At 62.5% G+C, this 24008-nt stretch carries 21 protein-coding genes; 8 read left to right on the top strand and 13 right to left on the bottom strand.

What is annotated here, in order from left to right; translation table 11 throughout:
• Positions 1-45: 45 nt before the first annotated feature.
• Entirely contained in the window at positions 46-1029 is a 984-nt protein-coding gene (gene dgcA / locus CIT31_RS22820) for an N-acetyl-D-Glu racemase DgcA (protein WP_095520474.1), read from the top strand.
• Here the strand turns inward: dgcA and CIT31_RS22825 are convergent.
• Positions 1000-2217 carry an MFS transporter gene (locus tag CIT31_RS22825; protein ID WP_095520475.1) on the bottom strand — a complete coding sequence of 406 codons (1218 nt, stop codon included), beginning with the start codon at positions 2215-2217 and terminating at the stop codon, positions 1000-1002. The genes dgcA and CIT31_RS22825 overlap by 30 nt on opposite strands.
• Before the next feature lie 128 nt (positions 2218-2345).
• On the bottom strand, positions 2346-3167 hold the full coding sequence (locus CIT31_RS22830; protein WP_082982503.1) for a UDP-2,3-diacylglucosamine diphosphatase: 822 nt from the start codon (positions 3165-3167) through the stop codon (positions 2346-2348).
• Positions 3168-3286: 119 nt separating this feature from the next.
• Here CIT31_RS22830 and CIT31_RS22835 point away from each other — a divergent pair, with 119 nt between their 5' ends.
• Positions 3287-4066, top strand: a complete 780-nt coding sequence (locus tag CIT31_RS22835) for an SDR family oxidoreductase (protein ID WP_065009509.1) — start codon at positions 3287-3289, stop codon at positions 4064-4066.
• Between the two features lie 479 nt (positions 4067-4545).
• Here CIT31_RS22835 and CIT31_RS22845 read toward each other — a convergent pair whose 3' ends face one another.
• The gene (locus tag CIT31_RS22845; RefSeq protein WP_095520476.1) at positions 4546-5514 is read right to left on the bottom strand and encodes an MBL fold metallo-hydrolase; all 969 of its coding nucleotides are present in this window, start codon (positions 5512-5514) and stop codon (positions 4546-4548) included.
• A 139-nt stretch (positions 5515-5653) separates the two neighbouring features.
• Here CIT31_RS22845 and CIT31_RS22850 point away from each other — a divergent pair, with 139 nt between their 5' ends.
• Complete coding sequence (locus CIT31_RS22850) at positions 5654-6571, top strand: LysR family transcriptional regulator (protein WP_095520477.1); 918 nt, start codon at positions 5654-5656, stop codon at positions 6569-6571.
• Between the two features lie 223 nt (positions 6572-6794).
• Here CIT31_RS22850 and CIT31_RS22855 read toward each other — a convergent pair whose 3' ends face one another.
• Positions 6795-7868 carry an alpha/beta fold hydrolase gene (locus tag CIT31_RS22855; protein WP_095520559.1) on the bottom strand — a complete coding sequence of 358 codons (1074 nt, stop codon included), beginning with the start codon at positions 7866-7868 and terminating at the stop codon, positions 6795-6797.
• Between the two features lie 147 nt (positions 7869-8015).
• On the opposite strand from CIT31_RS22855, the gene CIT31_RS22860 reads away from it, so the two are divergent.
• From CIT31_RS22860 to CIT31_RS22870, 3 genes are all read left to right on the top strand, one after another.
• A complete protein-coding gene (locus CIT31_RS22860; protein ID WP_245316429.1) occupies positions 8016-8849 on the top strand; it encodes a LysR family transcriptional regulator in 834 nt (277 codons plus the stop codon).
• 213 nt (positions 8850-9062) lie between these two features.
• A complete protein-coding gene (locus CIT31_RS22865; RefSeq protein WP_095520479.1) occupies positions 9063-11387 on the top strand; it encodes an NADP-dependent malic enzyme in 2325 nt (774 codons plus the stop codon).
• A gap of 80 nt (positions 11388-11467) precedes the next feature.
• Positions 11468-12664 carry a DUF2865 domain-containing protein gene (locus tag CIT31_RS22870; protein ID WP_095520480.1) on the top strand — a complete coding sequence of 399 codons (1197 nt, stop codon included), beginning with the start codon at positions 11468-11470 and terminating at the stop codon, positions 12662-12664.
• Here the strand turns inward: CIT31_RS22870 and gltX are convergent.
• The 5 genes from gltX to CIT31_RS22895 all read right to left on the bottom strand — a co-directional run bounded on the left by gltX (position 12582) and on the right by CIT31_RS22895 (position 19320).
• The gene (gltX, locus tag CIT31_RS22875; RefSeq protein ID WP_095520481.1) at positions 12582-13955 is read right to left on the bottom strand and encodes a glutamate--tRNA ligase; all 1374 of its coding nucleotides are present in this window, start codon (positions 13953-13955) and stop codon (positions 12582-12584) included. The genes CIT31_RS22870 and gltX overlap by 83 nt on opposite strands.
• 133 nt (positions 13956-14088) lie before the next feature.
• A complete protein-coding gene (locus tag CIT31_RS22880; RefSeq protein ID WP_095520560.1) occupies positions 14089-15894 on the bottom strand; it encodes an ABC transporter ATP-binding protein in 1806 nt (601 codons plus the stop codon).
• A 394-nt stretch (positions 15895-16288) separates the two neighbouring features.
• Positions 16289-16702, bottom strand: coding sequence for a GNAT family N-acetyltransferase (locus CIT31_RS22885; RefSeq protein ID WP_095520482.1), 414 nt, complete (start codon positions 16700-16702; stop codon positions 16289-16291).
• A 56-nt stretch (positions 16703-16758) separates the two neighbouring features.
• On the bottom strand, positions 16759-18471 hold the full coding sequence (locus CIT31_RS22890; protein WP_095520483.1) for an NAD+ synthase: 1713 nt from the start codon (positions 18469-18471) through the stop codon (positions 16759-16761).
• Positions 18472-18606: 135 nt separating this feature from the next.
• Positions 18607-19320 (bottom strand): DNA-3-methyladenine glycosylase I, encoded by a 714-nt coding sequence (locus CIT31_RS22895; protein ID WP_095520484.1) that lies wholly within the window; start codon positions 19318-19320, stop codon positions 18607-18609.
• A gap of 84 nt (positions 19321-19404) precedes the next feature.
• Between CIT31_RS22895 and CIT31_RS22900 the strand changes: the two genes are divergently transcribed.
• Both CIT31_RS22900 and CIT31_RS22905 read left to right on the top strand, forming a co-directional pair.
• Complete coding sequence (locus CIT31_RS22900; RefSeq protein WP_095520485.1) at positions 19405-19968, top strand: DUF1003 domain-containing protein; 564 nt, start codon at positions 19405-19407, stop codon at positions 19966-19968.
• Complete coding sequence (locus CIT31_RS22905) at positions 19965-20552, top strand: DedA family protein (protein WP_095520486.1); 588 nt, start codon at positions 19965-19967, stop codon at positions 20550-20552. The genes CIT31_RS22900 and CIT31_RS22905 overlap by 4 nt, the downstream gene beginning before the upstream one ends.
• A gap of 199 nt (positions 20553-20751) precedes the next feature.
• On the opposite strand, the gene CIT31_RS22910 is transcribed toward CIT31_RS22905, so the two are convergent.
• The 4 genes from CIT31_RS22910 to CIT31_RS22925 form a co-directional block, all read right to left on the bottom strand.
• On the bottom strand, positions 20752-21339 hold the full coding sequence (locus CIT31_RS22910; protein WP_095520487.1) for a hemerythrin domain-containing protein: 588 nt from the start codon (positions 21337-21339) through the stop codon (positions 20752-20754).
• Positions 21340-21379: 40 nt separating this feature from the next.
• On the bottom strand, positions 21380-21739 hold the full coding sequence (locus tag CIT31_RS22915) for a diacylglycerol kinase (protein WP_029352991.1): 360 nt from the start codon (positions 21737-21739) through the stop codon (positions 21380-21382).
• A 94-nt stretch (positions 21740-21833) separates the two neighbouring features.
• The gene (locus CIT31_RS22920; RefSeq protein WP_095520488.1) at positions 21834-22253 is read right to left on the bottom strand and encodes a GFA family protein; all 420 of its coding nucleotides are present in this window, start codon (positions 22251-22253) and stop codon (positions 21834-21836) included.
• Positions 22254-22576: 323 nt separating this feature from the next.
• A complete protein-coding gene (locus tag CIT31_RS22925) occupies positions 22577-23950 on the bottom strand; it encodes a class II 3-deoxy-7-phosphoheptulonate synthase (RefSeq protein WP_095520489.1) in 1374 nt (457 codons plus the stop codon).
• Between the last annotated feature and the right edge of the window lie 58 nt (positions 23951-24008).

Here is a 24008-nt window from a genome sequence, read left to right on the forward strand (position 1 = left end):
CGATTTGCCGACAAGCTCGTTGTCGCACAGCCGGAGCAGAAAAATATGGCGCGTGTCATTTCGGTCGAGGCCGAGCGCTTTCCCATCGCCGGGACCTTCACCATTTCGCGCGGTTCGAAAACCGAAGCCGAGGTTATCACAGTGACGATCCACGAGGACGGCCAGAGCGGGCGCGGCGAATGCGTCCCCTACAAGCGCTATGGCGAAACGATGGACGGTGTGCGCGATGCGATCGAGGCGATGCGCGGCGAGATCGCTGGCGGCATCAGCCGGGCCGCGCTGCTCGATGCCATGCGCGCCGGAGCCGCCCGCAATGCCATCGACTGCGCGCTATGGGACCTGGAGGCGAAGATCACAGGCAAGCCGGTCGCTTTCAGCATCTGCACGGCTCCGCCGAACGCGCTTGAGACGGCCTACACGCTGTCGCTCGGTGAGCCCGAAGCGATGGCAGCCCAGGCCCGCGCCAACGCCCAGCGCCCGCTGCTCAAGGTCAAGATCGGCGGTGACAACGATATGGCCCGTATCCGCGCGGTTAGGGAGGCGGCACCGGCGAGCCGCATCATCCTTGACGCTAATGAGGGCTGGAGCGACGACAACATCGTTGCAAATCTCGCCTTTGCCGCCGAATACGGCATCGCCCTGGTTGAACAGCCGCTGCCGGCGGGCCATGACGGCATCCTTCGCCAAATCGCGCATCCGGTGCCGATCTGCGCCGATGAAAGCGTGCATGAGGCAGAGGGCCTTGCCTCGCTTGTCGGCCTTTACGATGCCGTCAACATCAAGCTCGACAAGTCGGGCGGTTTGACCGCTGCCCTCATCCTTCGCGATCGCGCCCGCGTACTTGGTTTTGACGTCATGGTCGGCTGCATGGTCGGCACGTCATTGGCCATGGCGCCGGCCGTGCTCTTGGCGCAGGATGCCGATTTCGTCGATCTCGACGGGCCGCTGCTGCTGGCCCGCGACCGTGTTCCCGGTCTCGTCTACCAGGGTTCGCTGGTGTCACCGCCCGATACGACGCTGTGGGGCTGAACGCGCGGCAAGCCCGATCAACGCAAGGCCGATAAGGGCGATCGGGATCATGGCAAAAAAGCCGTCCACGCCGAAGCGGTCATAAAGCCGGCCGGACAAGAGCGTCACCACGGCCGTAAAAAAGCCGTTGGAGAAATAGGCGATGCCTTGCGCGGCCCCGGTGCGCTCCTCCGCGATCGTCTCACCGATCATTTTCTGCAGGCCGATCAGCACCAGCGCCACGGAGACCGCATGCAGCGTCTGGACTGCGAAAAATCCGGCGACGCCAAGGCCGAGCGGCCAGATCATGGGGAAGGCAATCCAGCGCACGATCGCGCCTATCCCGGCCATCGCCATGATCGACACGACCGAGAAGGAGCCGAAAACCCGGGTAAAGACCATGAACATGCCGATCTCGGCCACCACGCCCCAACCCCAAAGCAGCCCGACCACCTGATCGCCGATGCCGATCGATTTCCAGTAGATCGACACGAAGCCGTAGAGAAACGCGTGGCTGGCGGTGATGACGCCGACGCCGATGGAGAAATACAGGAAATAGGCGTTGAGGAGTTTTGGCGCCGATTGCTGGATGTCGGCCGCCGAAAGCAGCGAGGCACGGCGCGGACGGCCGAGCCGCGGCGCGATCAATCCGACGACAAGTGCGGCGCCAAACGCCACGAAGATGATCATCGGAACAGCCTGGGCGCCCGTCGCCGACAGGATGAAACCGCCCGCAAGATTTGCGCACAGATAGGAGATCGATCCCCATTTGCGCATGCCTGCGTAGTTGGAGCCGAAGCGGCGCACTCCCGACAGTGCCAGCGAATCGGCAATCGGCGAATGCGGTGTCCAGACCACAGCGAGCGCCAGCGAAACAGCGAGCACCATGGCGTAGCTCGGCGTCAGAAAATAACCGGCGGACAACGCCACAGATGCGGCCATCAGCGCGACATAAACATGGGCGCGGTCGCTCGCCCTGTCGGCCAGTGCTGTAAGCAATGGCGTCGTCACCACGCGCAGGAACATTGGTGCTGCGAGAATGACCGCTATCTGCTCGGCATCGAAACCCTCTGCCTGCAACCACAGCGGGAAGTACGGCAAATGTATCCCGAGCGGCACGAAAAGCGTGAAGAAGATCAGGCCCATGCGCAGTTCGAAATGACGCGGCTTGACGAGCTGTTCGGGTGAAAGCGGCGGCAGGGAGGACATAACAGGCAATCCGTCGGCGCAGCGTTCAGCCGAGTCGGTCTGCAGCGCACGCCAATTCCATAACATGCTGAAAAAGTCGGCGGAACCGCTTGGACTAATCCATTAAAGCGAGGTGAGGTAGGGTTTGGTCAGGCAGCCTGGACTGCCCTGCCCTTGATGTCGATCGGCACGAGCACTTCGTTGCCGACCGGGGCCTCCGGCAGGACGTGCGCCCAGTGCAGGATCTCCATCCGGCCGTCGAAATGCTCGACCACCGCGGTGCAGCTCTCCACCCAATCGCCGGTGTTGATGTATTGCACGTCCTCATAATTTTCGATCGCGGCATGGTGGATGTGACCACAGATCACGCCGTCGACATGCGAGCGGCGCGCTTCCTCGGTTAGCATGGTCTGGAACGAGCCGATGAAATTTACCGCCTTTTTGACGTTGACCTTGGCCCAGGACGAAAACGACCAATAAGGCAGGCCAAGCAGTTGGCGAAGCCGCGTCACCACGCGGTTGACGAGCATAGCCGCGTCGTAGGCATAGTCGCCAAGATAGGCCAGCCAGCGCGCATTGTGGACGACAGTGTCGAACTGGTCGCCATGGATAACAAGAAGATGTTTGCCGTCGGCGGTCTCGTGAATGGCGCGGTCGGCGACGACGATGCCGCCGAAATGCACGCCTTGGAACTGGCGCGCGAACTCGTCGTGATTGCCGGCGATGTAGGTGATGCTGGCGCCCTTGCGCGCCTTACGTAGCAATTTCTGGACGACGTCGTTGTGGCTCTGCGGCCAGTGCCAGCTCCGTCTTAGCCGCCAGCCGTCGACGATGTCGCCGACGAGATAGATGATATCGGCGTCGTGATGGCGCAGGAAATCGATCAGGAACTCGGCCTTCGCCGCCTTCGATCCGAGATGGACGTCGGAGATGAACATGCTGCGGAAAGTGCGGGGCTCTGCGCCAGGCATTGGATTCTCACCGTTGCTCTCGTGCAGCCTATGCCCCGATTCATGCAACAACCGTATGACGGTTGCGATTGGTCCAGCCTCAAGAGTAGGTTGCCGCGCCAATCAAAGGAGAAATCGCCATGGATCTCGGTATTCGCGGAAAAAAGGCCATCGTCTGTGCTTCGAGCAAAGGACTTGGGCGCGGTTGCGCCATGGCGCTGGCCGAAGCCGGTTGCGATCTGGTCGTCAACGGGCGCAATGCCGACCAATTGGCGAAGACCGCCGCCGAACTGCGGGAAAGATTTGGCGTCGAGGTCACCGAAATCGTCGGCGACGTGTCGAAGCCCGAGGTGCAAAAGGCGCTGCTTGCCGCCTGTCCCGATCCCGATATCCTCGTCAACAACAATGGCGGCCCGCCGCTTCGCGATTTCCGCGAACTCGACCGCGAAAAAATCCTCGAAGGCGTCACCCAGAACATGGTGACCCCGGTCGAACTGGTTCAGGCTGTGATCGACGGCATGGCCGAACGCGGCTTCGGCCGCATCGTCAACATCACCTCGCTGTCGGTCTATGTTCCCATTCCCGGCCTCGATCTGTCGTCCGGCGCGCGCGCAGGCCTGACTTCGTTCCTGGCCGGCGTCGCGCGGACGGTGATCGACCGCAATGTGACGATCAACAACATGCTGCCGGGCAAGATCGACACCGATCGGCTGCGCCCCCCGCATGAAGCCGGCACCCCCGAAGATCCGGCTGCTGCCGCCGCACGCAAGACCCAGGCAGCAGCCAACGTTCCGGCCAAGCGGCTCGGCACGCCGGAGGAATTCGGCCAGATCTGCGCCTTCCTGTGCTCAGTTCATGCCGGCTACCTGACCGGGCAGAACATACCGGTCGACGGCGGCGCCTATGTCAGCGCGTTCTAGTACCGAACGCTTGATACCCGCTGGGAACGCCGCGAGACGATCGTGACGGCTCTGAAGCAGGCCTTGCAGTTGGCCGTCGTCATGGATCATACCTGTCGCAGAAGTCGGGTGCAGAACTGAATTTCGCGACAGATCATAATTGGCAGCCGAGGCCGATCGCGCCTATCGCCACGATACCGATGCGACCTCGTGAAGATCAAGATCTGAAGCTTGGTCGTCGGTCCGCAGATACGGGCGCGTGCGATCGTGGTGCAGCAGAAAAGTGGTCGGCCGGTTCAGTTTGAGCTGATGGCTGACGAACGGTCGATGGCGACGCCGCTGTTTCGCGCGGCGCGAGGGAGGTGAGCAGGCTTCTGCCGTGCCAGACCATAAGGAGCCGATTTATCGTCCGAAGTCTCAAAGACATCGGCTGCGCTGGCGAGGGGCGGGTGTGGTGTTGAGCAGCTGGGCTATGATGGCCCCTGCCCGCGCTGGCCGCCCTACAGTGCATAGGGCCATTCTTCCGGCACGAAGCGATAGGCGTCGCCATCGCGCGCCACATGGCCGATGCCGGGGAACGGCAAATGCATGCCGGCGATCAGCATCCGGTCAGCAGCGACCCGGTCGAGCGTCCGCTTGCGCGTTTCGGCAGCCAGCTTGGAATCGACATCGAAGGCGATGCTCCAGTCCGGGCGCGCGAACTGGTAGGTCGCCATATGCACGACATCGCCCCAGATGAACAGTGCCTCGCCGTCCGATTCCACGATGAAGCCGGCATGGCCCGGAGTGTGGCCGGGCAGCGGCACGGTGCGGATCGCGCCCACCGCCTCGCCTTCGCCAGCCACCTGCCGCACGCGGTTCGCATAGGCGGCGGCGGCCTGGCGGGCGCCGATGAAGAACGGCCTTGCCCCATCCGGCGCCTGGTTCATGTTCGCGTCGTCATGCCAAAAGGCGTAATCGGCGGCGGTGACGATGAGCTCGGCATTGGGAAACAGCGCCTGGCCGGCGGGAGTCAGGACGCCGTTGATATGGTCGGGATGCATGTGGGTAATCAGCAACGTGTCGATCTGGTCCGGAGAAACGCCCGCCGCCTCGATAGCGGCCGGAAGTCGGCCGAGTGACGGGCCCATGCTGTCCGACGTACCGGCGTCGACGAGCACCAGACGGTCGCCCAGATTGATGAGATAGGCATTGACCGGTGCGCGGTGCGGTCCGGGCTTCTGGAAGCTGGCCTCAGCCAGCCGCTCCGCATCGGCCTCAGCGAGTCCGATGACCAGCTCGGAACCAATGTCGATATAGCCGTCTAGTAGCGCCGTAACCTGGACCGATCCCACATTGCGGCGCAGCGCGCCAAGCGTTGCGGCGTCGACCAGCGGCGCGCGGGCCAACGCCGGAACGGAGACATTGGCTAGGAGAGTGCCGCCGGCTAAGCCGGCACCGGCGAGAAAATGACGGCGGGAAAGCGGCATTGCATCGTCTCCAGCTTGGGGATCCAGAGCTCCAGGCGGAGCAAGGCGGATCTATGTCATAGGCTCAGCTTTTTGAACTTGCCGATTCCTTATATGTCTTATTACTCTTGTTTATTAATCACGACGGAGGGTTGCCATCATGGACCGCTTGACCGAGCTGACCAGCTTCGTACGCGCCTGCGATACCGCCAGCTTCTCGGCGGCAGCGCGCGAGTTGGGCTTGAGCCAGCCGGCCGTCAGCCAGCAGATCCGCGCACTGGAAAAGCGTCTAGGCGTCCGGCTCTTTGACCGTACGACCCGCCATGTTTCGCCAACGGAAGCCGGCCGGCGTTATCTGGAGCGCGCCCGCGACATCATTGAGCGCATTGAGGAGGCGGACCGCAGCGTCGGCTGCCTCGAATCGAAGATGTGCGGACGTCTCGCCGTCGGCGCGCCGGCCAGCTTCGGCGCCGGCGTGCTTGGCAGCTATCTGATCGAGTTCAAGCGCGCCTATCCGGAACTGTTGCTCGACGTGGCGCTGACCGACAGTTTCGTCGATGTGATCGCAGAGGGGCTCGACGTGGCGATCCGTATGGGGACCATCGATGACAACCGGCTGATCGTGCGCAAGCTCGGCGTGATCGGGCGCTGCCTCGCGGCGACGCCAGAGTATCTCGACCGCCGGGGCCGGCCGCGGCGCCCGGAAGATCTCGCCGACCATGATTATCTGCTTTACGCCCACATCCGGAAGCGCGATGTCGTGCCGCTCACCGGCCCGGGCGGCGAAAAGGCCGAGGTGCGAATCCGGCCGGCCATGCGCTCTGACAATTCGCTGCTCAATCATCAGGCGTTGCTGTCCGGCGTCGGCATCGGCCTCGGGCACAGGGTGATACTCGATCCGCTCATCGCCGAAGGCTTGCTCGAACATGTGCTGCCGGACTGGCACTATGCGTCGCACCATGTGCATGCGGTCTATCCATCGAACCGCTTCATTCCGTTGAAGGTCAGGCGGTTCGTTGCCGGCTTCGCCGACCACCTCGCCGCGATGGGTGCGCTCATCGATGACAAAAAAGCATGAACATCCAAGGAAACGGCGCCGGCCTAGCGAAGTCTGACGTTTGTACGCGCAGGGAAATGGCGGAGACGGGAGAGTCGAGATGTGGCGCGGCGGAGATAGGCGTAGCCCCGCAACCGCGCGGTGAGTAGCTATCGGGTGGAAGGTAGCCGCAAAGCCTGGAAGCGGTCGACCTGACACCTTTGCGGCTGCTGCTCCCGCAGGACACATGAACTACCCTTCATGGTCATTCCTCCTGCCGATCGAGAAACCGCTTCACAGCGTCGAGGAACACACCGCGCCCTGCGGCCTCGCGATCGAGATGCACGAAGTGCGTGGCGTCTGGGATGTCTAGACGTTCCGCTTTTGGTGCTTCGTCCACGATTGTCTTCGCGTCCTCCGGCCGGCTCCAGAAATCCCGTCCGGAGCGGATGACGAGCACTGGCATGGTGAGTGCCGCCGCCGCCCATTGCCGGCGACCGAGGGCGAGTTCGAAGCTGTCGGCCATGGCGCCGCTTGGGGACCGGAAACTCGGCGGCTGGCGCGTCGGCGCCGTCTCGTCGGAGGCGAGTGCTGCATCGCCATAGGCCGCAGCGACCGCGGGATCGCGCCACTGGGCCTTGTCCGCGACCGGGATGCTGTCGTCCCAGGCAGTGAATAGGCTCTGACGTGTATTCATCCGATAACCGCCGAACGTATGGACATTGAACGTCCCGGGCCGGTCGGGATTTTCGAGCGGCGAGCCGGTGCCAAGAGTGGAGTGCTGGTCTGAGCCTCCGTGCAGCGTGTTGTAGAGGATGAGCCGGTCAACCGTCTGCGGAAAGCGGCTGGCGTAGGCGCCGGCCCAATGTCCGCCGGTGGCCCAGCCGACGAGGCTGACCCTCGAAACGTCGCTCCATTTGGCGATAGCGTCGACCGCTGCGGAAATATCCGCCACGACGTCTTCGGTACGCATCAGGGGAGCGGACTTGTCCGGCGGCCTGTTCATGGCCGCAGGGCGGCTCGATGCGCCGTAGCCGCGAACATCCAGGACATAGACAAGGTGCCCGTCCGCCGCGAGGTCGGCGGCAAGCGACCCACCCGCAACAGGCAGATCGAAGGACGCAACGCCGGGCACGCGTGCGCCATGGACGAGGAGGACGGCGGAGTTGGCTTCGGACGCTGCGCCAAGACGGCGCACCTCCCGGACGAAGAGGCGCTCGCCCGTCCGAAGTTCGACGAACCTGTCGGCCCGGACGAGATCCGGCTCTCCTGCCGGTGCTGGAGCGGCGATCATAGCGGCTGCTGTGAGCACGAGGGGAAAGGCGGTAAAATGGGACATCATGACGTCTCCGGTCGCAATTGCGTTCCGCAAAGACTGCCAGCTATTCGATATCTTATCGATGACGCGTCTGAGGGTTTTTGATATCGTCAAGATATGGAACTTCGGCACTTGCGACATTTCCTGGCTGTTGCGGAGGATTTGCATATGGGTCGTGCCGCACTGCGGCTGGCCATGGCGCAGCCTCCGCTTAGTCAATCGATCGGGCGCCTGGAGAAGGAGCTCGGCGTCAAGCTGTTCGAGCGGGCCAACCGCCGCCTGACCTTGACGCGCGCCGGCTCGGCCTTCGTCGAAGAGGCTCGAGCATCCATACGGCACGCCGAATCGGCGCTTCATGTCGCCCGCGCAGCGCATGACGGCGAAGCTGGCGAGATCAGGATCGGCTTCGTGTCGGCGGCCCTTTACGAGCATCTGCCGCACCTCCTGTCCCGGCTTCGCGAGAAATATCCGGACATCCATCCAAAGCTCATCGAGGTGTCCACCAATGAGCAGATTGCGGCGCTGTCGCGCAGTGAGATCGACATCGGTTTCGTGCATCCACCGCTCGGGACCGACGAACGTCTCGACGTCCATGACTATCCTGCTGAAGACCTTATTGCCGTTCTGCCTGACGACCGGCAGACGCACGGGGTGACGCTGGCGGACATCGCCCGCCACGGGCTCATCATGTTTCCGGCTGCACAAGGCCCGGCGCTCCATGCCCGCATCGTAGACACATTCACCAAGACTGGCCTCGACGTTCGGATCGTCCAGGAGGCGACGCGGGCACTGACCACGCTATCGCTCGTGTCCACAGGCTTGGGCGCGGCCCTGCTGCCACGATCGACTCAGCGCCTTGTATTTCAGGGCGTCCGGTATGCAGCGATCGCCGACGCATCGCTGCCCGCGTGGCCACTTGCGGTGATCGCGAAACGGCGGCCACGGCCGGCCATCGTCGATAGCGTCTGGAAACTGCTTGACGGTCGGCCAGACGTGACTTGACCGCCGGCGATCGGACATACCGCGGTCGCGCAATGCGCTCCCATGTTATCAGCCCGGCAGCGACATGGCAGGTGAGGATTTCAGCGCAACAATCTGACATAAATGAGTTTTTGACAATTCTTCTGCCTAATTGGCGGTTGCGTCATTTGGCATCGTGAAAATCCAACGCTGCATGCTAAAAGGGCTTCAAGGCAGGATCGCAGGGAGGCCCGTATGGAAGGCGAAAACAAAAAAACAGCCCGGTCGGACCTCGACGAAGCCGCACTTTATTTCCACAAGCATCCACGGCCTGGAAAGCTTGAAATCCAGGCAACAAAGCCGCTCGGCAACCAGCGCGACCTGGCGCTTGCCTATTCGCCCGGCGTCGCGGCGCCTTGTCTGGAAATCCGCGACAATCCGGCGGCGGCCGCCGACTACACGGCGCGCGCCAATCTCGTTGGCGTCGTCTCCAATGGTTCGGCGGTGCTCGGCTTGGGCAATATCGGCCCACTGGCCTCCAAGCCGGTGATGGAAGGCAAGGCGGTGCTGTTCAAGAAATTTGCCGGCATCGATGTCTTCGACATCGAGATTGACGCGCCTGACATCGAGCGGATGGTCGAGACCATCTCGGCGCTGGAGCCGACCTTCGGCGGCATCAACCTCGAGGACATCAAGGCGCCCGAATGTTTTGAGGTCGAGGAACGGCTGAAGGCCCGCATGGCCATACCGGTCTTCCACGACGACCAGCACGGCACCGCGATCATCGTCGCCGCCGCCGTGCTCAACGGGCTGGAATTCGCCGGCAAGACGATCTCCGACATCAAGATCGTCACCTCCGGCGCCGGGGCAGCGGCCCTTGCCTGCCTCAACTTGCTGGTTTTGCTGGGCGCGCGCATCGAAAACATCTGGGTCACCGACCGTTTCGGCGTCGCCTACAAGGGCCGCGTCGATGAGATGGACCGCTGGAAGGACCCTTATGTGAAGGACACCGAGGCGCGCACGCTGGCCGATGTGCTGCCGGGCGCCGACGTGTTCCTGGGGCTTTCAGCCGCCGGCGTGCTGAAACCGGAATTGCTCCAGCATATGGCGCCAAAACCGCTGATCCTGGCGCTGGCCAACCCCAATCCCGAGATCATGCCGGAAGCGGCACGGGCGGCACGACCCGACGCGATGATCTGCACCGGCCGTTCCGATTTCCCCAATCAGGTCAACAACGTACTTTGTTTTCCTTATATATTCCGTGGCGCGCTGGACTGCGGCGCCAGCGCCATCAACGAAGAGATGAAGATGGCGGCGGTGCGGGCGATCGCTGCCCTTGCCCGCGAGGAACCGTCAGATGTCGCCGCGCGCGCCTATTCCGGCGAAACACCGATCTTCGGGCCTGATTTCCTGATCCCCTCGCCCTTCGACCCGCGGCTGATCCTGCGCATCGCTCCGGCGGTGGCCAAAGCCGCCTGCGACACTGGCGTCGCGACACGGCCGATCACCGACTTTGCCGCTTATATCGACACGCTGAACCGCTTCGTCTTCCGCTCCGGCCTGGTGATGAAGCCGGTGTTCACGATGGCCAAGACGTCGAATGCCAAGCGCGTCATCTATGCCGACGGCGAGGATGAGCGCGTGTTGCGTGCCGCCCAGGTGGTGCTGGAGGAAGGCATCGCCGAGCCGATCCTGATCGGCCGCCCGCACGTCATCGAGGTGCGGCTGAAACGCTACGGACTGCGCATCAAGCCGGGCGTCGATTTCGGCCTGATCAATCCCGAGGACGACCCACGCTATCGCCACTATGTCGACCTTTTGATCGAACTCGCCGGCCGGCGCGGCGTCACGACGGAGGCCGCCCGCACCTTGGTGCGCACCGACAACACGGTGATCGCCGCACTTGCCCTCAAGCGTGGCGATGCCGACGCCATGGTTTGCGGCCTGGAAGGACGTTTTGAGCGGCATTTGCGCAATGTCACCCTGATCATCGGCCCGCGCGCCGGTATCAAGGATCATGACCTGTCGACGCTTTCCATGCTGATCTCGCAGCGAGGCATCATTTTCCTCACCGACACCCATGTCACCGTCGATCCGACGGCCGAGGAGATCGCAGAGATGACGGTGTTGGCGGCCGAAGAAATCCAGCGCTTCGGCATCGAACCCAAGGCCGCCCTGCTGTCGCATTCGGATTTCGGCTCACGCGATTCGCCAAGCGCGCTCAAGATGCGGCAGGCAGCGGCAATCCTGGCGCGCATCGCGCCAGACCTGCAATGCGACGGCGAGATGCATGCCGACTCGGCCTTGTCGGAGCAGCTGCGCCAGCGGGTCTATCCGCATTCGCGGCTGAAGGGCGAAGCCAATCTGCTGGTCTTCCCCAATCTCGATTCGGCGAACGTCACGCTCACCGCGCTGCGCGCGATGATGGACGCGCTGCATGTCGGCCCGATCCTGCTCGGCACCGACAGACCGGCGCATATATTGACGCCGTCGGTGACGTCACGTGGCGTCGTCAACATGACGGCGCTCGCCGTGGTCGAAGCGGCCCATAAGGCGCAGGCGGTCGTAAATCTGGGCTAAAACGGCTTTTCGCGGTAAGCTGATAAATGACCGCAAAGCGGTAGCTTTCGCGACGGGCGGTTAAAGGGAGTTCACGGCGAATGACGGGCGGAGGGTGGAAGCTGACGAATGCCGCGGCGCTGCTTGGTGCCCTGGCGTTATCAGGCTTTGCCGTCACTCAGCCGCAGGCCGCCTCCCGAGTTTGCCGGCAACTGGAAGCGGATCTCGCGACCGCTTCGCGCGGTGGCGGCGGCAAGCCGGCCCTGCTCAGGAAATACGATGATGCGATCGTGCGGCAGCGCGAGCAGATTTCAAAGGTAAGCCGCCAGTCCGACAGCGCCGGCTGCGGCTTTTCGCTGCTCGGCCGCAATCGCAACGCTTGCGCCGCACTCGAGGCCACGCTCGACCGCATGAACGCCAATCTCTATGCCCTGCAGGTCAAGCGCGCGCAGCTCGCCGGCGGCGGCTCGCGCCGCGATCGCGCACGCATATTGGCCTCACTCGACGCCAATGGCTGTCGCGACAGCGTCATGCCTTCGAGGCGTGCGCCTGTCCTCGAAGCGAACCGTGAAAACGGCGAAGAAAGCCTGCTCGATCGGCTTTTGGGCGACGCCACAAATCACCCCGATGCGCTGGACGAGCCGAGCGATCCCGACGAAGAGCGCGGTGTCCGCACCATGATCAATCAGCCCGACGGCATGGACCTGCCACGCCTTGGCGGCGAATTCCGCACAATGTGCGTGCGCACCTGCGACGGCTATTTCTTCCCGATGTCGAATGCCGCCTCGCTGGGCGATTTCGAGCGCGACCAGAAGAACTGCGATTCGAGTTGCCCCGGCACCAAGATGCAGGTGTTTTATACGCGCGGCATTGGCGACGACTCGGCTGACATGACGTCTTCGGTAACCGGCAGGCCCTACAGCGAACTGCCGACCGCCTATCTCTACAAGCAGCCCGAAACGTTGCGCCCGCCGGCCTGCGGCTGCAACGCTGCACAGAATTTCGAGATCATTGCCGGCAATCCGCCAAGCCCGGAACAGACCGAGGCCGATGTGGAGACCAAGCCGCTCATTCCGGTGCCTGTCGCCAAAGCCGATCAAGGCGCCGACCCCGAGGCTTTGGCAAATGTCGAAGGCGGGCTCGAACGCGAAGCCATCAAACGCCTCGCCGTCAAACCCTCGCCGACGACTTTGCCGCCGCCGGGACGGCGCAAGGTCAGGGTCGTCGGGCCAACGTTCCTTCCCGACCCAGCAGCGGCAACAGATCTGCAAGCTCCGGCCCCGAAGGCTGCCCGGTAAGCGCCAGCCTGAGCGGCATGAACAGCGCCTTGCCCTTGCGGCCGGTCGCTTCCCTGATCCTGCCCGTCCACTCCTTCCAGACCGACCCGTTCCAGGGGTCTTCCGGCAAAAGGTCGAACGCCTGGCGAAGGAAATCGCGGTCTACGTCGGAAAAGTCCGGCTGCTCCTGCGGGCCGTCGCGAAGTGTGCGCCACCAGATGGCTGCATCGGCCAGCCTGTCGAGATTGCCGCGCACCGCCAGCCAGAAGGGCTCGGCCTGTTCGCCGGAAATGCCGAGCACCATCAGCCGGTCGCGCGCCTCGGAAAACGGCATATGGTGGAGCAGTGTGCGGTTGAGCACGAAGAGCTCGTCCGGATCGAATTTGGCGGCGGATTTCGACGTCGCGGCCGGATCGAAGCGCCGGGCAAGTTCGGTCATATCAGGCACCGCCACTACGTTTTCCGACGTGCCGACAAGCACGGCCAGCGAGGCAACGGCCATCGGTTCGATGCCGGTCTCGCGTAGGCTCTCGATGGACAGCGCGCCGCTCCGCTTCGACAGGCCCTCGCCCGATGCAGTGGTCAACAGATTGTGGTGGCCGAACACCGGCGGCTCGGCACCCAGTGCCTGGAACAGCGCGATCTGCACGCCCGTGTTGGTGACGTGGTCGTCGCCACGGATGACATGGCTGATCCCCATCTCGATGTCATCGACCACCGAGGGCAGAGTATAGAGATAGGTGCCGTCCTCGCGCATTAGAACCGGGTCGGAAAGCGAGGCAAGGTCGACGGTTTCCTCGCCGCGCACCAGGTCGTTCCAGTGGATTTCGGTGCGCTCCGGCTGCAGAGGATCGCTGGTGAAATTGGGCAGGAGGAAGCGCCAATGCGGCCGCCGACCATCGGACTGGTATTCGGCGATCTGCTCAGGGGTCAGCGTCAGCGCTTCGCGGCCGTAGACCGGCGGCAGGCCGCGCGTGCGGCGCACCTTGCGCCTGAGATCGAGCTCTTCCGGAGTTTCGTAACAAGCGTAGAGAAGGCGCGCCGCCTTCAATTTCTCCACCGCCGCATCGTAGATCTCGAAGCGCCGTGACTGGAATTCCGTCGCGTCCGGAAATATCCCTAGCCAATGTAGGTCGTAGAGGATGGCGTCGGAGAATTCCTGCGTCGAGCGGGCGACGTCGGTGTCGTCGAAACGCTGGATGAAGCGGCCCTTGTTGTTCATGGCGAACAGCCAGTTGAACAGCGCAGTGCGCGCGTTGCCGATATGAATGCGGCCGGTGGGTGATGGGGCGAAACGGACGGTAACTGTCATGAACGGGGCGTACCGGATGGTTTTGCTGTTGACAAGACACGCCCCCGCGCTTGGCCGCAGACATAGAACATGACGAAGGCGATGAAAAGGCGGCAGCGCCGCGCGTCCATTAATACATGCGGCGCTGTAAGCGTCAGATCGCCAGCCCCTTGGTCAATTCGAGCGCTTGGCGCTCGAACAGCCGGCGGTAGATGCCGCCCTGCAGCCGGATCAGTTGGTCATGCGAACCCTCTTCGACGATGCGGCCGCGATCGAACACCAGAAGCCTGTCCAGCGCCCGTACCGTCGAAAGCCGGTGCGCGATGACGAGTGTTGTGCGGCCGACCATCAACCGCTCCATCGCCTGCTGGATCAGCACCTCCGATTCCGAATCGAGGCTGGATGTCGCCTCGTCCAGAATGAGGATCCGCGCGTCGGCGAGGAAAGCCCGCGCGATCGCCACGCGCTGGCGCTCGCCGCCCGATAGTTTCACGCCGCGTTCGCCGACCAGCGTGCGGTAACCCTTCGGCAGGCCGACGATGAAGTCGTGCGCGCTTGCCAGCCGTGCTGCGTGCTCGATTTCGGCTTGCGTGGCGCTCGGCCGGGCATAGGCGATGTTTTCGGCCAGCGACCGGTGGAACAGAATCGGCTCCTGCTGGACGATGGCTATCTGCCCGCGCAGCGATGCCTGCGCCACCCCAGCAATATCCTGGCCGTCGATCAGGATCGTTCCCGCGTTCACGTCGTAAAGGCGCTGGATCAGCTTGACGAAGGTCGTCTTGCCCGAGCCCGAATGGCCGACCAGCCCGATGCGTTCGCCCGGCGCGATATCCACCGAAAAGTCGCGATAGAGCGGCAGTCGATGGCTGCCATAATGGAAGGTGACGTTGTCGAAGCTGATGCGACCGTCGGTGATGCGGATCGGTGTGGCGCCGGGCGCATCCTCGATACCGAGCGGCTCGGACTGGAAGTCGACCAGTTCCTCCATGTCGTTGATCGACCGCTGCAAATTGCGGATGTGCGTGCCGATGTCGCGCAAATAGCCTTGCAGCACGAAGAACGAGGTCAGCACGAAGGTGACATCGCCGGCGCTCGCCTGCCCCCACGACCACAAAAGCAGCGAAAGTCCGATCACCGCTGCTCTCAGAAGCAGCAGCATCGACCCTTGCGTGGTGCCGTTGATGGTGCCCCGCACCCAGGTGCGGCGCGTACGCGCGCGCCATCTGGCGACGACTTTGGCAAGGCGCGTCTCCTCGCGCTCCTCGGCGCCAAAACCCTTGACCACGGCGTTGCAGCTCACCGCATCGGCCAGCGAACCGCCCAGGCGCGTGTCCCACGCGTTGGCAAGCCTTGCGGCAGGCGCGACATAGCCAAGCGACAGCAGCGCCGTCACCGCGATGAAAAGCACCGAACCTGCGGCGACGACAGCACCCATCAGCGGCCAGAACCAGCCGAGCAACAGCGTCGAGCCGACGAGCATGACGACGGACGGCAGCAGCGCGATCAGGATCGTGTCGTTGAGCAGGTCGAGCGCCCACATGCCGCGGGTTATCTTGCGCACGGTCGATCCGGCGAAGCTGTTGGCGTGCCAGTCGGTCGAGAAGCGCTGGACGCGATGGAAGGCGTCGGCGGCGATATCCGCCATCATCTTCAGGGTCAGTTCGACGATGGCCATGAAGGCGAGATTGCGCAGCACGACGCCGGTGAGCGCCAGGGCTACCAGCATCGAAAAGGCCGCCATCGCCGCATTCCACGCGACATCGTCCGCTGCAGCACTGCTGGCAACGGCATCGACCAGTCGGCCGGAATAGAGCGGCGTCAGCACGTCGGTCAACGTCGACAGCAGGAACGTGCCCATGATGACCGAAAGCCGCCACGGCTGACGCCGCCAATGACCGAGCGTGAAGCCAAGAACGCTGCGAAAGGCGCCCGCGCGCAAATCTATCTGAAAACGAGCCATGATGTCATTCGGGCGCAAACGAGCCCGGTCCCGGTAAGGTCGAAAATTGAAAAAACCGCGTGGGGCGAATTAGCGCCCGGGAATGCGGAGGTTCGGCATATTTGGCGGCTCACCCGAATACGGGCGGCGACCGGCATCGACGAAGGCCTGTTGTCAGATTGGCTTGGCCATGAAGGTGAAAACCTTCCGGCGCGCCACCTGAGACCTAGGCTTCGCGGCCTCGCATAACGATGTCAAATCCTGGCATTCGGTCCTCCCGAAAAGGGGAATCGCGGAACCGTTCTTATAGAGATGCCTCAACGCCTCGCCAAGCCAGAGAGCGACCGAAAGCGCATCTGGTCCAACCAGTCAGAAGATTTGCAACAATCGCGGGTTGTGCGCCGTCGTCGTCCACTCAGGCTACCGGAATACGATCGAGCCGCATGTAGCGGCCATCGGTGGACGGCCCGAAGCCAAGTTTTTCGTAAACCGCGTGGGCATCGTTGGTCGACAGGCTCCAGTGCGTGACTGTCTTGCAATCCGGATGATCGATAAGCGCCTGGACAAGCCGCGTGCCGATCCCTTGCCCACGATATTCCGGCCAGATGATGACATCGGCCAGATAGGCAAACACCGTGCGGTCGGTGATTGCCCGGCCGAAGCCGACCTGCTTGCCGTCGGAATAGGCGCCGACGCAAAGCGAATTAGCAAATGCGCGGCGGTGGACTTCATCGCTGCGCCCGCTGCCCCAGTAGCTTGCCATCAACAGGTCGGAGGTTGCCCGGAAGTCGATCCGTGACACGTCGAAGCTGATTTCACAGTCAGGCATAGCTGTCCCACTGATCGTCCGGCCGCAGCCATTTCACAGGAGCGAGAAACGGTGATCTATCCGCCATCCCTGAACCGGTTGGTGATGGGATAACGGCGGTCGCGGCCGAAATTCTTTTTGGTGATCTTCACGCCGGGCGCTGCCTGCCGGCGCTTATATTCGGCGATGTAGAGCAGATGTTCGACGCGCGTCACCGTCGCCCGGTCGTGGCCGCGGGCAGCGATCTCGTCGACACCCATCTCATTCTCGACCAGACACTCCAAGATGTCGTCCAGCACCGGATAGGGCGGCAGCGAATCCTGATCCGTCTGGTTCTCGCGCAGTTCCGCCGACGGCGCCTTGTCTATGATGTTGTTCGGGATCACCTCGCCGGAGGGGCCCAGTGCGCCCGGCGGCACGTGCGTATTGCGCCAGCGCGACAGCGCATAGACCTGCATCTTGTAGAGGTCCTTGATTGGGTTGAAGCCGCCATTCATGTCGCCGTAGAGCGTGGCGTAGCCAACCGACATCTCGCTCTTGTTGCCGGTGGTGACCACCATCGAGCCGAACTTGTTGGAGATCGCCATCAAAATGGTGCCGCGCGCGCGGCTCTGCAGGTTTTCCTCGGTGATGCCCTCCCTGGTGCCCTCGAAAAGCTGCGTTAACGTATGCAGGAATCCCTCGACCGGCTCGAAGATCGGCACGATATCGTAGCGGCAACCGAGCGCGCGGGCACAGTCCTCGGCATCCCTCAGCGAGTCCTTCGAAGTGTATCGATAAGGCATCATCACGGCGCGCAGCCGTTCCTCGCCGAGCGCATCGACGGCAAGCGCCGCGCAGATCGCCGAATCGATACCGCCGGATAGGCCGAGCACAACGTTCTTGAAGCCGTTCTTGTTGACGTAGTCGCGCAGGCCCAGCATGCAGGCGCGATAATCGGCCTCCTCCTTTTCCGGGATTTTCGACATCGGCCCTTCGGAGCAGACCCAGCCGTCGGAATTGTTTCCATTTTGCCCGCCTGCGGCGCGGTTTCTCTTCCAGGTGGTGACGTTGACCGTCTCCTCGAACTGGCTCATCTGGAAGGCCAGCGTCTTGTCGGCGCCGATGGCAAATGATGCACCGTCGAAGATCAGTTCGTCCTGGCCGCCAAGCTGATTGGCATAGATGATCGGCAATCCGCATTCGATGACCTGGCGGATGACAACCTGGTGGCGAACGTCGACCTTGCCGCGATAATAGGGCGAGCCGTTCGGCACCAGCAGGATTTCCGCACCGCTTTCGGCCAGCGTCTCGCAGATGCCGACATCGCCCCAGATATCTTCGCAGATCGGAATCCCCAGGCGCACGCCGCGGAAATTGACCGGTCCCTGCATTTCAGGACCAGCCTGGAAGACGCGCTTCTCGTCGAATTCGCCGTAATTCGGCAAATCGAGCTTGTAGCGCTCGGCAAGGATCTTGCCGCCATCGGCGAAAATGATCGAATTGTGGGTGCCGCTCTTGCGCTTCAATGGCGTGCCGATGATGACGCCCGGCCCGCCATCAGCAGTATCGCCGGCGAAATCCTGCGCCGCCCGCTCGCAGGCCTTCAGGAAAGCCGGCTTCAGCACCAGGTCTTCGGGCGGATAACCGGCGAGGAAAAGCTCGGTGAACAGCACGAGGTCGGCGCCCTGGCGAGCGGCATCCGCCCTCGCCTCGCGCGCCTTGGCGAGATTGCCGGCCACGTCGCCAACCGTCGGATTGAGCTGGGCGACGGCGATGCGCAATATGTCGGAAGCGGTGTTGTTGGTCATGCCTGCTGACTTAGCGCGACAGAATTCGCCGGGCAATGGCGTTCGCTTGGACCACCCCAGACCGAATGACATGTGTCATTCGTGTCCAGACCGATCGACGGATCGTGTCGGATCGATCGACATATCGATCGTGTCCTATTCGCCCATATATTCGCGCAGTGCCTCCGGCGAGTGGTTCTCGCCGATCGACATCGCCAGAATGCGCGAAATATGCCGGCGCGGCAGGCTGGTTTCCGCCGCCCAGACATTGATCTGGTTCTGGATCTTGTCGAGATCCCTCTTGGAGGTCGGGATTTCGGCGATGTCCAGGCCGGCGTCGCGCAGCGCCGCCGCCATGTCGGCCGAGACGATGAAGGCGTCCCACTCCAGCCACCTCAGAAAATACTGGCCGGTGTTGCCGCCGAGCCGGCTGCCATGCTTGCCGAGATAGGCCATCAGTCCAACCTGGTCGTCTTCAGGCCAATCGGCGAGGAACCTGCCGAAGCCGCCATGCCCCTTCGACACGCGGGCGACGAAGGCTGCGTTGTCGCGGACGGATTTGATCTTCTGCGGGTTGCGCACGATACGCTCGTCCCTCGCCAGATCGTGCCAGAAATCGTCCGGCTGAAACAACAGCCGCTTCGGCTCGAAGCGGAGGAACGCTTCTTCGAAACCAGGCCATTTCTGCTCGATGACACGCCAGACGAAACCAGCGGCGAAAACACGCTCAGCCATGGTCGAGAGGATGCGGTCGTCGGTAATGTCAGCCACCGCGGCATTGTCCGGGATAGGTCCCAGCAGCGACGCCAGCGCCGCTTCCCCGCCCTTGCGTTTGGCCGCGCGGGCGCGGATTTTCTGAAAATCCATCATTGTTTCCTCACCTTATCGCGTCAATCTACCACTTCCCGTGCGAACCAGTAGCCTCTACCTCTATCGCTGACGACGGAGGCGACGATGAACAAGACGATCGAGGAACTGGCGAACCGTTGGCTGAAGCGAAAGCCGGACGGCCTCAGCGCACCTGAAAACCGGGTGCTGCAATCAACGCTCGAACGCACCACGATCTCGAAGGACACCAACAAGGCCGTCGCTTTTCATCAGACGTTTGGCGACCGCCTCGCCGACACCATCGCCCGGATCGGCGGCTCGTGGTCCTTCATTCTTGGCTTCATCGCCTTCCTGATCCTGTGGACGGCAGGCAATGTCTGGCTCCTGTCGCGCGATGCCTTCGATCCCTATCCCTTCATCTTCCTCAACCTCGTGCTGTCCATGATCGCTGCGCTGCAGGCGCCGGTGATCATGATGGCGCAGAACCGCCAGACCGAGCGCGACCGCATCGACGCCGCCCATGACTACGAGGTCAATCTCAAGGCCGAGATCGAGATCATGGCGCTGCATGAGAAGCTGGACGAACTGCGCCACAGCCAGATCGTTGGCATGCGCGACGAGATCGCCCAGCTGGCCGAACAGGTGAAGCGGATCGACGAGATTCTGTCGAAGCAACGGACGCGTTCATGACGGATGCCATCCACCATCTCGTCGAACAATACGGGCTGATTGCCGTCTTTCTGGGCTGTGTCGCCGAGGGCGAAAGTGCCGCCCTGCTTGGCGGGTTTTTCGCCCATCAGCATGTCTTCGTCCTGTGGCAGGCGTTTCTGGCGGCCTCCATCGGCGCCTTTGTCGGCGACACTTTATTCTTCACCCTCGGACGAAGCTTTGCCAATCATCCGCTTGTGATCAAATTGAGAGGTCGGCCAGGCTTCAGCCACGCCTATCGTCTCGTCTCCAACCATCCCGACATATTCGTGCTGTCGAACCGCTTCATTTACGGCCTGCGCCTTGTCGGCGGCATCGCGGCCGGATTGTCCGGCATTGCCGTGACGCGCTTTGTCATTCTCAACGCCATTTCATCCATGGTCTGGGCCGGATTGTTCACCACCATCGGCTATGTGTTCGGGCTGGGCGCGGAGCGCATCGTCGGCCAGGCGTTGGTCCGTCACGAGCGATTGCTGATCGCCCTGGCGATTGGGTTGGCAGCGGCGGTCCTCGCCTGGTTCATCGCTCACACCATTGCCAAAAAGGAGCGTAGCAAGGAAACGTAAGGGTCGACCAAACCTGACCTCACCTTGCTCCGGGATGTGTTGAGATTCAGGTCAGGCCGAGTCGGAGTCGAAGACGGGCGCGAAGCGACCAAACAGGTGGGTCCCGAGAACCGGAGCGCAGCGTACTTTTGGGTACGTGAGCACCGGAAGCCAGGAAGCCGCCATTTGCAGGCCGGCATCACCTGGATATCCACACATCCTAGTCCATGCCGAGCGCCCGGTCGCCGCGATCAAGGATCAGCGGAATGATCAGGTCTTCCTCATCGGCAAGGTGCCGGGTCAGCATGGCGATCAGCCGGCTGTTCTCGTCGGCATAGGCATCGGCGGCAAAGCGCTGCTTGTCCTCGCTGTCCTGAAGCGTGCGGATGAAGGCGTTCGCGGTCTCGGCATTGCGCTCCAGCCCCTCATGGATCGTGTGATGATCGGCATCGAGAATCTCGAAGCCGCGCTTCAGCCGGACCTCGGCTTTGGCGAATACCGGGAAATAATGATGGTCCTCGACATTGTGGTGACCGTCGAGATTGCTAAGAAAATGGTTGAGGCGCGGCGTGAACCAGCGAGCGAACTCCGGCCCCGTCAGCCTGCCCTCGTGATAGTCGCCGATACCGTTGGTCAGCATGCCGCCGAGCTCGCGGAACATGTCGTGCCGCTGCAGCCACATAGTGGCGATGCCATGGAGGTTGGAATGCGCCTGCCAGATCTCGCGCGGATATTTCTCAGTCAGCCAGCGCAAATCATCGGGCAAGCCGGCACGCTCGAGCAGAAGAGAATCAGTAGCGTCCGACATGACGGTCTCCTTTGGTAACCGCCATATGAGAGGTGAGGGATTAGATCGGTAGCCCCAAGATTCGCTCGATGATGGCGATGCCCCAGACGCCGGCAACGATCACCACCGAAATCAGCACCGCCAGCGAACCGCAGTCTTTGGCGAGCTGGATATCGACGTTGAATTCCCGGCTGAACGCATCGCATGCGGCCTCGATGCCGGTGTTCAGCACTTCGACCATGATCAGGAGCAGCACCGCCCCGATCAACAACGCATAGCCGCGCCACGACACCGAAACAAACCAGCCAAGCGGCAACGCCAGCACGAGCAGCATCAGCTCCTGCTGGAAGGCTTTTTCGCTGGAAGCCAATTTGCGAAATGCCCGCACTGAATTAAAGAAAGCATCGATCAGCCGCTGCATGCCAAACCTTTCCGAATCACCGGCAGGGGATAGCGCAATGGCCGGATCAAGGGAATAAGGCGATCTCTTCAAAAATCATTCGTCGGCGACCTTCTCACTCATCCGCGACCTTGATCGACGGCGTCGACTTCTCGAACTGCGGCAGCCCATCGTTGATCGTGTAGTAGTCGCCCTTGTCGCCGACGAAGATGTGACATTGCCCCTGAAGTCCCGTGGGCTCGTCGAATAGTCCCGCCAGAACCGAGATGTAGGCATCTTGCCGTGGCTTCCAGAACAGCAGAGAGCCGCATGTCTTGCAAAAGCCGCGCTTTGCAAACGAAGACGCTTCGTACCAAGTGATGCTCTCGACACCTGATATTGTGATGTTCCCTTCGGGGACATTGGTTGCAGCGTAGAAGTGACCACTCTGCTTCCGGCATTGCGAGCAGTGACAATAGATCACGCCGCGCAATGGCCCCCGCGTCCTAAAGCGCACGGTTCCGCACAGGCATGACCCGGTATGAGTGTCGTCCATCTCGCCCCTCCCAACGCGGTCGCCATCCCCGGCATTGCGGCAGGATTCCAGTTTTATGGCCGCCGCGCGCGAGCAAATGCGACACAAAGCGGGCGTGTTCGAACTGCCAGCTATGAACCCGACCGCGACCCCAAAAGCGCCAATGTGGCCCTGAGCTAAATTGCGCCATCGATCAAGAAGCGCCGGAGAAATCCCCAGCCTCTGAGGAACCCGGACCACTTGGCGGCTCATCAGCGTCGGGTATCTCCGGGCTACCTGCCTTGGCTCTTGTCATATTCTTGAGTGCTCTGATCACTTTATGCCGTGGTTCCATGCGACTGAAATCAGCCGTTGACGGCCTGCTTGTGCTGGACCGGGTGGCTCTTCTTAAGCAGGTCCGACACCAGGAACGCCAGCTCGATCGCTTGGTCGGCGTTGAGGCGCGGGTCGCAATGGGTGTGGTAGCGATCCTGCAGCTCCTCGGCGGTGATGGCGCGGGCGCCACCGGTACATTCGGTGACGTTCTTGCCGGTCATCTCGATATGGATGCCGCCCGGATGCGTGCCTTCGGCACGATGCACCTCGAAGAAGGTCTGAACTTCCTTCAGGATGCGGTCGAACGGCCGCGTCTTGTAGCCGGCGGCCTCGATGGTGTTGCCATGCATCGGGTCCGACGACCACACCGCGCTCCGGCCTTCTTTTTTCACCGCCCGCAGCAGCTTCGGCAGATGGTCGGCGACCTTCTCGGAGCCGAAGCGCGCGATCAGCGTCAGCCGGCCGGGCTCGTTCTCCGGATTGAGCAGGTCGATGAGCTGCAGCAAGCCGTCCGGCGTCAGCGACGGGCCGCATTTCAGGCCCAGCGGGTTCTTGATGCCACGGCAGTATTCGACGTGGGCATGGTCGGGCTGGCGGGTGCGATCGCCGATCCAGATCATATGGCCGGAGGTCGCATACCAGTCGCCCGAGGTCGAATCGACGCGGGTCAGCGCCTCCTCATAGCCGAGCAGCAGCGCCTCGTGGCTGGTGTAGAAGTCGGTCTCGCGCAGCGCGTAATTGGTCTCCGAGGTGATGCCGACGGCCTTCATGAAGTCCATCGTCTCGGTGATCCGGTTGGCGAGCGACTCGTATTTCTCGCCTTGCGGGCTGTCCGAAACGAAGCCCAGCATCCATTGATGCACGTTCTCCAGGCTGGCGTAGCCGCCCTGGGCGAAGGCCCGCAAAAGATTGAGCGTCGCCGCCGACTGGCGGTACGCCATTTCCTGGCGTGCGGGATCGGGAACACGCGACTTGGCGTCGAACTCGATGCCGTTGATGATGTCGCCGCGATAGCTGGGCAACGTCACGCCACCCTTGGTCTCGTTGTCGGACGAGCGCGGCTTGGCGAACTGGCCGGCAACACGGCCGACCTTCACCACCGGCTGCGCGCCGGCAAAGGTCAGCACCACAGACATCTGCAGGAAGACGCGGAAGAAGTCGCGGATGTTGTCCGCGCCGTGCTCGGCGAAACTCTCGGCGCAATCGCCGCCCTGAAGAAGGAATGCGTCACCGGCAGCGACGGTCGCAAGCTGCTTCTTCAGCTTGCGTGCTTCACCTGCAAAAACCAGCGGTGGAAAGGTGGCGAGCTGGGCTTCCGTGTTCTTCAGCGCGGCAAGATCCGGATAGGCAGGAACCTGCTGGATCGGCTTTGCTCTCCACGAATTCGGCGACCATTTCGTCATCGTTGCACCCAACGTTCTTTCCAGCGGGTGCTATCGCCCGCCATTTCGCCCCAAAATG

Origin of the sequence: Mesorhizobium wenxiniae (genome assembly GCF_002284535.1) — a bacterium.
In the GTDB taxonomy this organism is placed as follows: Bacteria; Pseudomonadota; Alphaproteobacteria; order Rhizobiales; family Rhizobiaceae; genus Mesorhizobium; species Mesorhizobium wenxiniae.